Source organism: bacterium (genome assembly GCA_016873475.1).
In the GTDB taxonomy this organism is placed as follows: domain Bacteria; phylum Krumholzibacteriota; class Krumholzibacteriia; order JACNKJ01; family JACNKJ01; genus VGXI01.
Map to the genome: position 1 here is coordinate 1 of VGXI01000082.1, position 12,692 is coordinate 12,692.

Below are 12,692 nucleotides of genomic sequence, written 5' to 3' on the forward strand. Positions count from 1 at the left end.
CGGCCCGATGAACCGCGGCGTCGAGATCGCGCAGGCCGTGGCGAACGGGCCGCGCGCGGTCATCCTCGAGCAGGTGACGAACGGCGTCGCCGTGCGCATGGCCGTGCTCTACCTGCTCAGCGAGTCCCGCCGCCGCGCCGAGACGGGCGCCCCGGCGGGCCAGGCCTCGCCGCGGCCGGCGCCCGCCGCTGGCCGCGCGAGCGACACCCTCATCGCCCAGGCCGACGCCTGAGCCGCCGCCGCAAAGGAGCGAGCATGGACTGGATCGAGCGCTGCCCCACCGCGGGCGACTACCCCATCGCGCAGGTCCGCCTCGTCGACCCCGAAGCCGGCAGCGTCGCCCCGGGCGCGCTGCGCGTGAGCGGGGGCCGCATCGCGGAGCTGGCGGCCGCGGCGCCCGCCGGCGCGCAGGCCGTCCTCGACGGGCAGGGCCTCTGCCTGGCGCCGGGGCTGATCGACATGCACGTGCACCTGCGCGAGCCGGGCGACGAGGACAAGGAGACCGTGGCCACCGGCGCGGCCGCCGCGGCGCGCGGCGGCGTGACCGCCATGGCCTGCATGCCCAACACGCAGCCGATCTGCGACTCGGGCGCCATCGTCGAGCTGATCCGCGAGCGCGCCGCCGCGGCCGGCCTCTGCGCCGTGCACCCGGTGGGCGCGATTACTCAGAACGCGGCGAGCGAGCAGCTCGCCGACCTCGGCGAAATGCTCGCCGCCGGCGCCGTCGCCCTCTCCGACGACGGCCGGCCCGTCACCGACGCGCGCCTCCTGCGCCACGCGCTGGAGCTGTCCCGCACCTGGGACGCGCTGCTGATCAGCCACGCCGAGGAGCTGGCGCTGAGCCGGGACGGCGTCATGCACGAGGGCGTCGTCTCGCAGCGGCTCGGCCTGCGCGGCATCCCGCGCGAGGCCGAGGACATCGCCACCGATCGCGACGTGCGCCTCGCCGCGCTGACCGGCGCGCGCCTGCACATCGCGCACGTCTCGAGCCGGGGCAGCGTGGAGATCCTGCGCCGCGCGAAGGCGACGGGCCTCCAGGTGACGGCCGAGACCGCGCCGCACTACCTGCTCCTGGACGACGGCGCGCTGGCCGGCTACGACTCGCACAAGAAGATGAACCCGCCCCTGCGCGAGCAGTCCGATCAGGAGGCGCTGGTGGCCGGGCTCCTCGACGGCACGCTGGACTGCGTCGCCACCGATCACGCGCCGCACACCGAGATCGAGAAGGAGCGCGAGCTGGCGCAGGCGCCCTTCGGCGTCACGGGGCTGGAGACCCTGCTCGCGGCCGTGCTGACGCGGCTCGTCCAGCCGGGCCTGCTCGCGCTGCCGCGCGCGCTCGCGCTGGTCACCGCGCGGCCCGCGGCCATCCTGCGCCTGCCGGGCGGCCGCCTCGTGGCCGGCGCGCCGGCGGACCTCGTGCTCTTCGATCCGGAGGAGGAATGGGTCGTGCGCGGCGCCGAGATGGCCTCGCGCTCGCGCAACACGCCCTTCGAGGGGATGGCGCTGCGCGGGCGGGTCCGGGCGACCGTGCTGGCCGGCGCGCCGGTCTACCAGCGGGGCGCGAGCGGCGAGCGCTTCCAGCCGCGGCCCTGGCAGCGGGCGCGGGCCCATGCCTAGGCCGCGGGCAACGACGGCGCGCGCGCGCGGCCTCGCCGCGCTGCTGCTCCTGCTGACCATCGCCGGCCTGGGCGGCTGCGCCTACTTCAACACCTACACGAACGCCCGGCGCTTCTTCCGCGAGGCGGAGACGACGCCCCTCGGCCCCGACGGCCGCATCACGCCCGGTGCCCGCAAGGCCTACGACAGCTGCGTCGAGAAGTGCAAGAAGCTCATGGAGCTCTACCCGGACAGCAAGTGGGTGGACGACACGCTCTACCTGATCAGCCGCGCCTACTTCGGCAAGGGCGAGTACGGCAGCTGTCTGAGGCGCCTCGACGAGCTCGACGAGCGCTTCCCCGAGCACCGCTGGCGGGAGAGCGTGCTCTACATGCGGGGCGTCAGCCTGCTCGAGGAGGGCGACGAGGCGAAGGCGATCGTCGCCCTCGAGCGCTTGCAGGAGGAGTTCCCAAGTTCCACGTATCTCGCGGAGGGTCTCTTCCGCCGCGGCGAGGCCGAGTACCGCCTCGGCAACTGGTCGGCGGCCGAGACCGCCTACCGCCGCCTGCTCGCCAGCATGGCCGAGAGCGAGTTCCACGATGCCGCCCGCCTGAAGATCGCCCTCGCGCAGCGCGAGCTGAAGCAGGACTCCCTCGCCGTCGCGAGCTTGGCGGAACTGGCCCGCGTCGGCCGCGATCGGCGCCGAGTCTTCGAAGGCCAGCTCGCGGCCGTGGAGATCCTGCTCGCGCAGCGCCGCCTCGACGAGTGCGCGGCGGTGATCGAGGAGATCGAGCTCGTGGCCGAGAGCTTCCAGTCCCGCGGTCAGGTGCTGTTGCTGAAGGGGCGCCTCGCCGAGGCGCGCGGAGAGCTGGCCGAGGCGATCACGCTCTTCGAGAACATCGCCGGCGAGTTCCCCTCGAGCACCACGGCCGCCGAGGCCTGGTACCGCATCGGCCTCCTGCGTCAGAACCGCGAGAACGATCTCGCGGAGGCGATCAAGGCCTACGATGCGGCGGCGAAGGCGGGGCCGCGTTCCGTTTTCGGCGACCTCGCGGCAGGCAAGCGGCGCGCGGCCCAGGAAGTCATCGACGTGCAGGCGCGCTTCGGCGCGATGGCGCCGGATTCGGCGGGGCCGAGCGGGCGGGGCTGCAGTTCCGTCTCGCCGAGAACCAGTTCCTGCGCCTGGAGAACCCCGAGAGCGCGCTCGGCGAGTACGCGCGGGTCATCGACGCTTACCCCGGGAGCGAGTTCGCCCCGCAGGCCGCCTACGCGATCGCCTATCTCGCGCGCTACAGCCTCGCCGACACGGCGACCGCGCGCTGGGCGGTGAGTCTCCTCGGCGATCGCTATCCGGAGAGCGAGGCGGCGCGTTTCGTCGCGGGCTGGTCCGCCGCGCTCGGCGAGGGGCCGGCCACTGCGCCCGTCCTGCCCGCGCCGGTGCCCGTGCCGGCCGCTCCGGACTCCCTCGCCGCCTCAGCCGACAGCCTTGCCGCCTCAGCCGGCAGCCCCGCCGCGTCCGCCGCGGCGATCGTCGACTCGCTGCCGCCCGCGGCGGCCCTCTCCGATTCGGCGCTCACGCCGCCGGCCTCCGCGCCCGAGGGCAGCGATGAGCCCTGACCCGCGCGGCGCGCGGACGCCGAGCCCGACGCCGCTTGCTGCCGTCTGGCGACGCGCGCGCGTGACGCGCTGCGCGCCGGACGGCGCGCTCTACTGGGACCTGCGCGTGGAGGCCGAGGGCCTGCCGGCCGGCACGCCCGGCCAGTTCTCCCTGCTGGCGCCGGCCGCGCCGGGCGCCTGGGATCCGCTGCTGCCGCGACCGCTGAGCCTGCTCGATGCCGGCGCCGGCTGGCAGCGCTTCCTCTTCAAGGTCGTCGGCCGCGGCACCGCGCAGCTCGCAGCCCTGCGCGCGGGCGACCGGGTCGGGCTGCTCGGTCCCCTCGGCCGTGCCTTCGGCGGGCTCGAGCGCGACGCGGAGGCCGCCGGCGAGATCGTGCTCGTGGGCGGGGGCGTGGGCATCCCACCCCTGCACTTCCTCGCGCGCCGCCTGAGCGCCGCGGGTCGGCCCTGCCGCGCGCTCTTCGGTTTCAACCGCGAGGCGGAGATCCCGCGGGCTCTGCTCGCGGCGTTGGACGTCGCAGACGCGGCGGGCACGGAGCCCGCGACGCGTCCGGCGGCGGAGCTGTGCACGCTCGACGGCTCGGCCGGCGTGCGCGGCAATCCGGTCGCGCGGCTCGTCGAGACGCTCGGCGACGGGCCGCTCGCGATCAAGGCCTGCGGACCGGCGCCGATGCTCGCGGCGCTGCGCGCGGCTGCACGCGCCGGCGACGCCCTCGAGCTATCGCTCGAGGAGCGCATGGCCTGCGGCGTCGGCGTCTGCCGGGGCTGCGTGGTGCCCGTGGTCGACGGCGCCGGCGGCTGGCGCTACGCGGCGATCTGCCGCGAAGGGCCCGTCTTCGACGCCGCGTCGCTGGCAGCGTCGGCGGCAGCGATCGCGCTGGAGCCGGGCCATGAGTGAGCCGCGCGCCGTCTCGCTCGCTGCGCAGGTGGGCGAGCTCCGCCTCGCCAATCCCCTGCTCGCGGCCTCCGGCTGCTTCGGCTACGGGCTCGAGTGCGATCCGCTGCTGCCGCCGGAGACCTTCGGCGCCGTCGTCACGAAGACGATCACGCCGCTCGCCCGCGCCGGCAACCCGATGCCCCGCATCGCCGAGACGCCGGCGGGCATGCTCAACTCGATCGGCCTGGAGAACGTGGGCCTCGCCGCCTTCCTCGCCGACAAGCTGCCCGCGCTCGCGGCGCGGGGCGTGGCGCCGGTGGTCTCGATCGCGGCCGGCTCCGCGGAGGAGTTCGCCGCGCTGGCCGGGCGGCTCGCGGCGGCGCCGCAGGCGATCGCCGCGCTCGAGCTGAACCTCAGCTGCCCGAACCTGGCGCCGCACGGGGCGAATTTCGCCACCGATCCGCTGGCGGTCGAGCGCGTGACCCGCGCCGTGAAGGACGTCTTTCCGCGCGCGCCCGTCTGGGCGAAGCTCAGCCCGAATGTCGCCGACATCGGCCTCGTCGCGCGGGCGGCCGAGGCGGCCGGCGCCGATGCCGTGAGCGCGATCAACACGCTCGTCGGCATGGACATCGATCTCGCCACGGGCAGGAGCCCCTTCGCGCGCGTGACGGCCGGCCTTTCGGGCCCCGCGATCTTCCCGGTCGCGCTCGCGGCCGTCTACCGCGTGGCGCAGAGCGTGCGCATCCCGGTCGTCGCCATCGGCGGCGCGGCGAGCACGGAGATGGTCCTGAAATTCCTGGCCGCCGGGGCCAGCGCCGTGCAGCTCGGCACCGCGCTCTACATCGATCCCGGCCTGCCGGCGCGGGTGCTCGCCGAACTCGCGGACGCGCTGCGCGCGCGCGGCTGCGCGGACCTGAAACCCCTGCGCGCCCAGTGGCTGGAGGCCTCGCGATGACGCCGCTCTCCCACCGCCTCTTCGTCGCCCTCGACGTGCCCGATGCCGCGGCGGCGAAGGCGCTCGCCGACCAGCTCGCGCCGCTCGGGGTCGGGCTCAAGCTGGGCCTGGAGCTCTTCAGCGCCGAGGGTCCGGGGCTCGCGCGGCGCCTCGCCAACGCGGCGCCGCTCTTCCTCGACCTCAAGTTCCATGACATCCCGGCCACCGTGGGTCGCGCGACGGCCGCCGCCGCGCGGCTGGGCGTCGCGATGCTGAACCTGCACGTGGCGGGCGGCGAGGCGATGGTGCGCGAGGCTGTGCGCGCGCGCGACGAGGCCGCGGCCGCTGCGGGCATCCGGCCGCCGCGCTTGATCGGCGTCACCGTACTGACCAGCCTCGACGGCGCCGACCTCGCCACGGCCTGGGGCGCGGACGCTGCGCGCGACGCGAGCGCCGAAGCCCTGCGCCTCGCGCGCCTGGCCCGCGATTGGGGTCTGGACGGCGTCGTCGCCTCGGCGCAGGAGGCGGCGGCGATCCGCGCGGCCTGCGGGGAGGGCTTCCTCATCGTGACGCCGGGCATCCGGCCCGCCGGCAGCGAGGCGGGCGATCAAAAGCGCGTGCTCGGGCCGGCCGAGGCGCTCGCCGCGGGGGCCAGTCACCTCGTCGTCGGGCGGCCGGTGACCCGCGCCGTCGATCCGGCCGGCGCCTGCCGCGCGCTGCTCGCCGCGATGGCGGCCGCGCCGGCGCCCGAGCGGCGCCCGGCATGAGCGAGGCGCTGGCCACGGCGATTCCGCGCGCGCAGCTCGTCTGGGCCGGGCGGAGCGACCAGGGCCTCGTGCGCAAGCGCAACGAGGACAGCTTCGGTCTCTTCGCCGGCGGCGCGGGCAAGACGCGTCACCTGCTCGTCGTGGCGGACGGTGTCGGCGGCAGCGCGGCGGGGGACGTCGCGAGCCGCATCGCCGTCGCGGCGATCCAGATGGCCTTCCAGGCCGGTGGCGAGAACGGACAGCCCGGTCCCATCCTGGAGGCCGCGCTGCGCGGCGCGAACGTGGCCGTGCTCGCCGCGGCCGCCGCCGAGCCGCGGCTCAAGACGATGGCGACGACCTGCACGGCCGCGCTGCTGGCCGGACGGCGTTTCACGATCGCGCACGTCGGTGACAGCCGCGCCTACCTGCGCCGCCGCGGCGTGCTGCGGCGCCTGACCTGCGACCACACGGTGGCCGAGGACTTCCGCGTGAGGGGCCTGGCGCCGGCCCCGGAGGGCGCGGGGCTGCGGCAGGTGATCACCCGCTGCCTCGGCATGAGCGAGACCCTGGCCGTGGACCTCGTGACCAGCGAGCCGCTCGCCCCGGGCGACGCGCTGCTCCTGTGCACGGATGGTCTGGGCCGCTGCGTGAGCGACGAGGAGATCGACGAGTTCCTCCGCGTCGCCCAGCCCGCGGCCGCCTGTGGGCTGCTCATCGATCTCGTGCGCCGCCGCGGGGCGCCCGACAATGTGACGGTGGCGATCGCCGCCATCGTGCCGACTCGCAACTGAGCGCCGGGCGCCGTCCGCGCGGCGCCGCCGGCAAGGGGAGGCCATGACGCCCGAGCAAGTGATGGAGCGCCTGCGCGCGACCGAGGCCGTGCTCGAAGGCCATTTCCAGCTCAGCAGCGGGCGCCACAGCGACCGCTACGTGCAGTGCGCGCGGCTGCTCGCGGCGACGCCCGTGGCGGCCGAGGTGGGCGCGGCGCTCGCGGCCCTCCTGCCTGCCGAGCTCGATTTGATCGTGAGTCCCGCGCTGGGCGGATTGATCATCGGCCACGAGGTGGCTCGCGCGCGGCGCCTGCCCTTCCTCTTCACAGAGCGCGAGGCGGGGGCGATGGTCTTCCGCCGCGGCTTCGCCGTAGCGCGTGGCGCGCGCTGCGCGGTGGTGGAGGACGTGGTGACCTCCGGCGGCAGTCTGCTGGAGGCTGCCGCGGCGCTGCGCGCAGCCGGCGGGGTGCTGGTGGCCGCGGGCGCGATTGTCGATCGCAGCGGCGCCGCGCCACCGGACTTCGGCGTGCCCTTCCACGCGCTGCTCAGGCTCGAGGTGAAGAACTGGGAGCCCGCCGCCTGCCCGCTCTGCGCGGCGGGGTCGATTGCGGTCAAGCCCGGCAGCCGGCACCTGGGGCAGGGGCAGGGCTAGCGGCGCGGGAACCCACTCGCTGCGGCCGGCATTCTGGCCTGCATTGCGGGACGGGAGGTTGCGCGTGCGAGCGCAGTGGATGCTGGGCTTCCTCTCCCTGGCGACCCTGATCGGCGGCGCCGGCTGCGGGGACTGCAAGAACAGCGAAGACATGGGCGTCTGCCCAGTGCGCTGCGATTCGCTCTGGCTGCCGGAGACCATCGGCGCCGGCGATACCCTGGACATCCTGATCGTCGGCAGCGTTGCGGGTGCTTATCACCTGCGCCTGGATCGTGTCGAGATCCACCGCGAAGCAGACCGACTCGAGTTGCGCGTCTGGGCGCAGGCGAGCCGCTGGCTCGGCGAGTGCGGCACCGTGATGCCGCCTTCCTGTCCCTGGCTCGATCTCGAGATCGCGGAGCCGCCGCCCTGGGCGGGCGACTCGATCCAGGTCATCGTGCAGCAGCCGGAGGCGCCGCCTGTCGAGCGCTGGGTGCGGGTGCTGCACTAGCGATGAAGGGAGTAGCAATGGGTAGCCTTGCCACGTGGCAACTCGCCGCGGCCGCACTCGTCCTCGGCTGGCCGGCGCAGGCTGCGAAGCCCGACGCCGCGCCGGCTCCGCGAACGATCGCACTGGAGCGCCTCTGGACGATCGGCGGCGAGAGCGAGGCCGAGGGGGAGGTCTTCGGCATCATCCTCGATCTCGCCGTCGATCGTGAGGGTCGCGTCTACTTGCTCGACACCCGGCTCTCGGAGCTGCGGGTCTTCTCGCCCGACGGCGAGTACCTGCGGACGATCGGCCGCGAGGGCGAGGGACCGGGGGACCTGTTCCGCCCGCAACGAGTGGCCGCCATGCCCGACGGCAGCCTCTGCGTCACCCAATTCAGCCCGCCGCGTTGCAGTCGCTTCAGTCCCGACGGCGAGTATCTCGGGGAGCTGGCGCTTGCGGACTCACTGGACAGGGGGGAGCGCACGGTCTTCGTCGTGGCTGGCGTCGGAGAGCAGCGCGTCGTGGAGACGATCGACCTGATTCGGACCGAGCGCTACAACGAATCCAGCAGCATGATCCGCCGGATCGACGCCGGCGGCAGGGAGTCGAGCCGAATCGCAGCGAGCACGCCGCGCCGCTTCGTCTATGGCGAGAGACGCTTTCGCGAGCTGGGCAACATGCCCTTCCGCTGGTCGCTGGCGCCGAACGGCGTCGTCTACCTGGTCAAGGATTTCGGCGATGACATCGAGGTCTGGGGGCCGGAGGGCGCGCTGCGCCGAGTTGTCGACTGCGGCTACGCGCACCGGATGCGCAGTGACGAGGAACTCGCCACGCGGCGCAGCGCCTTCGGCAGCGGTCCCCAGGCGCTCCAGCCCGAGCTGATGGACTACGACCCCGACATCCAGTGGCTGAGCGCCGCCCAGGACGGCCGGCTCTGGGTGATGAGCAGCCAGGGCCGCGACGCGGGCGGCGCGGAGAGCCTGGGTATCTTCGATGTCTTCGGCCCAGACGGTCGCCTCGAGGAGCGCATCCAGCTGCGGGGAGCCGGGCGTCTCCCGGAGGACCGCTTCTTCCTCCAGGGTGACAGGCTTTTCGTCCTGAGCGGGCGCGCCGCTGTGCTCCGCGACCGCCCGGCTGGCGCAAGGAACGCGGATGGTGCCGCGGAGTCGCCCAGCGACGAGGAGGACGACGACCTCCCGCCGGGCGTGGTCTGCTACCGCGTGCCCGGCGAAGCCTTCCGCTAGACGCGGTTTTGTACACGTGTACACTCGGACAGAGAACCCGCATGAATGAAGCGCGCATCCGTGAGGACTTCGCCGCGATCGCCCGCCTTGGCGCGGGCAGCGACCCTTGCGGCCGCGCGCCTGCCCGGCGCGCGGGTCGAGGGCCACTGGCTCTGGCGCTGCACGCTGGTCTGGGACAAGCCGAGGGCGCTATGAGCACGTCCCCCTCCATTGACGCCGCCGCCCGCGATGCCTAGGATGAGCCGGCCCCGCGCCCGACGCGACACCCCGAGGTTCCCATGAAAGTCCTGATCACCGGCATCACCGGCTTCGCCGGCAGCCACCTCGCCGACTACCTGCTCGCCAACGAGCCGACGGCCGAGATCGCCGGCCTCTACCGCTGGCGCAGCCGCACGGAGAACGTCGAGCACCTCGCGGGCCGCGTCGCCCTCGTCGAGTGCGACGTGCGCGACGCCACGGCCACCCGCGAGGCGGTGGAGGCCTTCCGGCCCGACTGCATCTTCCACCTCGCGGCGCAGAGCTTCGTGCCCTCGAGCTGGCGCGCGCCGCAGGAGACGCTCAGCACTAACCTGCTCGGCCAGCTCAACATCTTCGAGGCCGTGCGCAAGTCCGGCCTTGCCTGCCGCATCCAGGTCGCGGGCTCGAGCGAGGAGTACGGCCTCGTCCACCCGCACGAGCTGCCGATCACCGAGGACCAGCCCCTGCGCCCACTCTCGCCCTACGCCGTGAGCAAGGTGGCCCAGGACGCCCTCGCCTATCAGTACTTCATGAGCTATCGGCTCCCGATCATCCGCACGCGCGGCTTCAACCACACCGGCCCGCGCCGGCCCTCGGTCTTCGTCTGCAGCGACTTCGCGCGGCAGGTGGTGGAGATCGAGCTCGGCCTGCGCGCGCCGGAGATCCAGGTGGGCAATCTCGAGGCCCGCCGCGACTTCACCGACGTGCGCGACACGGTGCGCGCCTACTGGCTCGCGCTCAGCCAAGGCGAGCCGGGCGAGGTCTACAACGTGGCCACGGGCGTGAGCTGGGCGATCAGCGAGGTGCTCGACAAGCTGGTCGCCCTGGCCGGCGTGAAGGTGAGGATCGTCCAGGACCCGGCGCGTCTGCGCCCGAGCGACGTGCCCCGCCTGGAGGGCGACGCCTCGCGCCTCAAGGCCGCTACCGGCTGGGCGCCCGCCATCCCCTTCGAGACCACCCTGCGCGACCTGCTCGATTACTGGCGCGGGCGCCTCGCCCCGACCGCCCAGCGCGTGTGAGCGGGCCGATGCGGACCCTCGTCACCGGCGCCAGCGGCTTCGTGGGGCGGCACCTCCTGCCGCGGCTCATCGCCGCGGGCGACACGGTGCTCGGCCTCGGCCTGGACCCCGAGAACGGCGCGAGCCCGCCCCCGGGGGCGAGCTGGGAGCGCCTGGACATCCTCGACGCCCCCGCCCTCGCCGCCCGGGTGGCCGACTTCCGGCCGGACCGTGTGCTGCACCTGGCGGGACAGAGCGCGCAGGGCCACGCCCTCGCCGATCCGGCGCCGAGCGCGCGCGTGAACGTGCTGGGCACCTTGCATCTGCTCGAAGCCCTGCGCCGGGGAGCCCCGACTGCCCGGCTGCTCGTGGCCTCCTCGGGGGAGGTCTACGGGAGTCCGGGGCCGGAGCCCGTGGGCGAGGAGGCCCCCGTCGCCCCGGTGAACCCCTACGGCGCCAGCAAGGCGGCCATGGAGGTGCTTGTCGGTCAGGCCGCGCGCGCCTGGGGCGCCCGGGCCGTGATCGCCCGCAGCTTCCCGCACGTGGGCCCCGGCCAGCGGCCCGACTTCGCGCTGCCGGCCTTCGCGCGCCAGGTGGCCCGCATCGAAACCGGGCGCCAGCAGCCGCAACTTCGGGTGGGCAACCTGGAGGCCCGCCGCGATTTCCTGGACGTCGAGGACGTGGTGGCGGCCTATCTCTTGCTCCTCGATCCCGCGCTGGCCGTACCGCCGGGGGAGGTCTACAACGTCTGTTCGGGCCGGGCGCGCAGCATTCGCGAAGGTTTGGAGGGGCTCATTGCCCTGGCGCGAGTGCCCGGCGGCGGGCGCATCGCGGTGGAGACGGACCCGGCCCTCCTCCGCCCGGTGGACCAGCCGGTGCTGCACGGCCGTCCCGACAAGCTGAAGGCGGCGACCGGCTGGTCGCCGCGCTACGATTTCCCAACCTTGCTCGAGCGCGTGCTCGCGGACTGGCGCCGCCGCACGGCGGAGGAGAGGGCGTGACGCACATCCTGATGATCGGCACCGGCTACGTGGGGCTCGTGTCCGGGGCCTGCATGGCGGACTTCGGCAACACGGTCGTCTGCTACGACATCGACAAGGCGAAGCTCGACACGCTGAGCCGCGGCGAGATCCCCTTCTACGAGCCGGGACTGGCCGAGCTGGTGCAGCGCAATCGCGACGCCGGCCGCCTGCGCTTCACCACCGAGCTGGACGCCGCCGTCGCCGAGTGCCAGGTGATCGTCATCGCCGTGGGCACGCCGGAGAATCCCGACGGCAGCGCGGACCTGAGCTTCGTCTTCTCCGTGGCCGATTCCATCGGCCAGCGCCTGGACGGCTACCGCGTCATCGTGCAGAAGAGCACCGTGCCCGTGGGGACGAACCGCGAGATCCGCCGGCGCATCGCCGCCGCCGCGCCGCCGGGCGCCGATTTCGACATGGTCGCCAACCCCGAGTTCCTCCGCGAGGGCTCGGCGATCGGCGACTTCCTGCGCCCGAATCGCGTCGTCATCGGCGCCGACAGCGAGCGCGCGCTGCGCCTGATGCGCGAGGTCTACCGGCCGCTCTATCTCAATGAGACCCCCGTGCTCTCGACCGACATCAGGAGCGCGGAGATGATCAAGTACGCGGCCAACGCCTTCCTTGCCGCGAAGATCTCCTTCATCAACGAGGTGGCCGAGCTCTGCGAGGAAGTGGGCGCCGACGTGCAGGTGGTGGCGCGCGGCATGGGCCTGGACCAGCGCATCGGCGCGAAGTTCCTCCACGCGGGCGCGGGCTTCGGCGGCTCCTGCTTCCCGAAGGACACGAAGGCCCTGCTCACGATGGGCAAGCAGCACGGCGCGCCGATGGGTCTGGTCGCGGCGAGCATCGAGGCCAACGAGCGGCAGCCCCGGCGGGCCGTGGCGAAGCTGGCGGCGCTGGCCGGTGGCGAGGACAAGCTCGCGGGCATGCAGGTGGCCATCCTCGGCCTCAGCTTCAAGCCGAACACGGACGACGTGCGCGAGGCCGCCGCGCTCAAGATCATCGCCCTGCTGCGCGCGAAGGGCGCTCGTGTGCGCGCCTTCGACCCCGTGGCCGGCGAGAACGCCAAGCGCGCGCTGCCCGATCTCGAGCTAGCCGCCGGCACCTACGAATGCCTGGAGGGCGCCGACGCGCTCGTCATCGTGACCGAGTGGAACGAGTTCCGCGTGCTCGACCTCGATCGCGTAGCGGGCCTGCTGACGCAGAAGCTCGTGGTCGATTGCCGGAACATCTTCACGCCCGCGCTGATGGCCGAGGCCGGCCTCGCCTACGCCAGCTTCGGCCGCGGCGGGAAGGCGGGCGCATGAAGGTCCTCGGCGTCGTCGGCGCGCGGCCCAACTTCATGAAGATGGCGCCCATCGTGCGGGCCGCCGCGGCGGGCGGACTTTCCCTCGAATTGTGCCACACCGGCCAGCACTACGACGACAACATGTCGAAGGTCTTCTTCGAGGACCTCGAGCTGCCGCGCCCGGACGTCTACCTCGGCGTGGGCAGCGGTTCGCACGCCGCGCAGACCGCCGTGATCATGACCCC

General features: G+C 73.9%; 15 protein-coding genes. All 15 read left to right on the top strand.

Going from position 1 to position 12,692, the window contains the following annotated elements; translation table 11 throughout:
* Positions 1-232 (top strand): hypothetical protein (locus tag FJ251_08280; protein MBM4117727.1); only part of this gene is annotated, 232 nt, incomplete at its 5' end.
* 23 nt (positions 233-255) lie between these two features.
* Entirely contained in the window at positions 256-1,617 is a 1,362-nt protein-coding gene (locus tag FJ251_08285) for a dihydroorotase (GenBank protein ID MBM4117728.1), read from the top strand.
* Positions 1,610-2,926 carry a tetratricopeptide repeat protein gene (locus tag FJ251_08290; protein ID MBM4117729.1) on the top strand — a complete coding sequence of 439 codons (1,317 nt, stop codon included), beginning with the start codon at positions 1,610-1,612 and terminating at the stop codon, positions 2,924-2,926. Before FJ251_08285 ends, FJ251_08290 begins: the two co-directional genes overlap by 8 nt.
* Positions 2,923-3,213 (top strand): hypothetical protein, encoded by a 291-nt coding sequence (locus tag FJ251_08295; GenBank protein MBM4117730.1) that lies wholly within the window; start codon positions 2,923-2,925, stop codon positions 3,211-3,213. Before FJ251_08290 ends, FJ251_08295 begins: the two co-directional genes overlap by 4 nt.
* Complete coding sequence (locus FJ251_08300; GenBank protein ID MBM4117731.1) at positions 3,203-4,111, top strand: NAD-dependent dihydroorotate dehydrogenase B electron transfer subunit; 909 nt, start codon at positions 3,203-3,205, stop codon at positions 4,109-4,111. The genes FJ251_08295 and FJ251_08300 overlap by 11 nt, the downstream gene beginning before the upstream one ends.
* Positions 4,104-5,045, top strand: coding sequence for a dihydroorotate dehydrogenase (locus FJ251_08305; GenBank protein MBM4117732.1), 942 nt, complete (start codon positions 4,104-4,106; stop codon positions 5,043-5,045). The genes FJ251_08300 and FJ251_08305 overlap by 8 nt, the downstream gene beginning before the upstream one ends.
* Complete coding sequence (gene pyrF, locus FJ251_08310) at positions 5,042-5,791, top strand: orotidine-5'-phosphate decarboxylase (protein MBM4117733.1); 750 nt, start codon at positions 5,042-5,044, stop codon at positions 5,789-5,791. The genes FJ251_08305 and pyrF overlap by 4 nt, the downstream gene beginning before the upstream one ends.
* Positions 5,788-6,561: a serine/threonine-protein phosphatase gene (locus FJ251_08315; protein MBM4117734.1), complete on the top strand. Its 774-nt coding sequence runs from the start codon at positions 5,788-5,790 to the stop codon at positions 6,559-6,561. Before pyrF ends, FJ251_08315 begins: the two co-directional genes overlap by 4 nt.
* 43 nt (positions 6,562-6,604) lie before the next feature.
* Complete coding sequence (locus FJ251_08320; protein MBM4117735.1) at positions 6,605-7,192, top strand: orotate phosphoribosyltransferase; 588 nt, start codon at positions 6,605-6,607, stop codon at positions 7,190-7,192.
* Positions 7,193-7,256: 64 nt separating this feature from the next.
* Positions 7,257-7,682, top strand: coding sequence for a hypothetical protein (locus FJ251_08325; GenBank protein MBM4117736.1), 426 nt, complete (start codon positions 7,257-7,259; stop codon positions 7,680-7,682).
* Positions 7,683-7,699: 17 nt separating this feature from the next.
* Positions 7,700-8,905 (top strand): hypothetical protein, encoded by a 1,206-nt coding sequence (locus FJ251_08330; protein MBM4117737.1) that lies wholly within the window; start codon positions 7,700-7,702, stop codon positions 8,903-8,905.
* Positions 8,906-9,183: 278 nt separating this feature from the next.
* Positions 9,184-10,161 carry a GDP-mannose 4,6-dehydratase gene (locus FJ251_08335; protein MBM4117738.1) on the top strand — a complete coding sequence of 326 codons (978 nt, stop codon included), beginning with the start codon at positions 9,184-9,186 and terminating at the stop codon, positions 10,159-10,161.
* A gap of 8 nt (positions 10,162-10,169) precedes the next feature.
* Positions 10,170-11,141, top strand: coding sequence for an NAD-dependent epimerase/dehydratase family protein (locus FJ251_08340; protein MBM4117739.1), 972 nt, complete (start codon positions 10,170-10,172; stop codon positions 11,139-11,141).
* Positions 11,142-11,152: 11 nt separating this feature from the next.
* The gene (locus FJ251_08345; GenBank protein MBM4117740.1) at positions 11,153-12,466 is read left to right on the top strand and encodes a UDP-glucose/GDP-mannose dehydrogenase family protein; all 1,314 of its coding nucleotides are present in this window, start codon (positions 11,153-11,155) and stop codon (positions 12,464-12,466) included.
* Positions 12,463-12,692, top strand: a 230-nt coding sequence (locus FJ251_08350; protein ID MBM4117741.1) for a UDP-N-acetyl glucosamine 2-epimerase, incomplete at its 3' end; no start/stop codon positions are given. The genes FJ251_08345 and FJ251_08350, both read left to right, overlap by 4 nt.

Excerpts from the sequence above, each read along its gene's own strand:
- FJ251_08285 (MBM4117728.1), top strand. The coding sequence starts at position 256 with ATGGACTGGATCGAGCGCTGCCCCACCGCGGGCGACTACCCCATCGCG.
- FJ251_08290 (MBM4117729.1), top strand. The coding sequence starts at position 1,610 with ATGCCTAGGCCGCGGGCAACGACGGCGCGCGCGCGCGGCCTCGCCGCG.
- FJ251_08300 (MBM4117731.1), top strand. The coding sequence starts at position 3,203 with ATGAGCCCTGACCCGCGCGGCGCGCGGACGCCGAGCCCGACGCCGCTT.
- FJ251_08305 (MBM4117732.1), top strand. The coding sequence starts at position 4,104 with ATGAGTGAGCCGCGCGCCGTCTCGCTCGCTGCGCAGGTGGGCGAGCTC.
- pyrF (MBM4117733.1), top strand. The coding sequence starts at position 5,042 with ATGACGCCGCTCTCCCACCGCCTCTTCGTCGCCCTCGACGTGCCCGAT.
- FJ251_08315 (MBM4117734.1), top strand. The coding sequence starts at position 5,788 with ATGAGCGAGGCGCTGGCCACGGCGATTCCGCGCGCGCAGCTCGTCTGG.
- FJ251_08320 (MBM4117735.1), top strand. The coding sequence starts at position 6,605 with ATGACGCCCGAGCAAGTGATGGAGCGCCTGCGCGCGACCGAGGCCGTG.
- FJ251_08330 (MBM4117737.1), top strand. The coding sequence starts at position 7,700 with ATGGGTAGCCTTGCCACGTGGCAACTCGCCGCGGCCGCACTCGTCCTC.
- FJ251_08335 (MBM4117738.1), top strand. The coding sequence starts at position 9,184 with ATGAAAGTCCTGATCACCGGCATCACCGGCTTCGCCGGCAGCCACCTC.
- FJ251_08340 (MBM4117739.1), top strand. The coding sequence starts at position 10,170 with ATGCGGACCCTCGTCACCGGCGCCAGCGGCTTCGTGGGGCGGCACCTC.
- FJ251_08345 (MBM4117740.1), top strand. The coding sequence starts at position 11,153 with ATGATCGGCACCGGCTACGTGGGGCTCGTGTCCGGGGCCTGCATGGCG.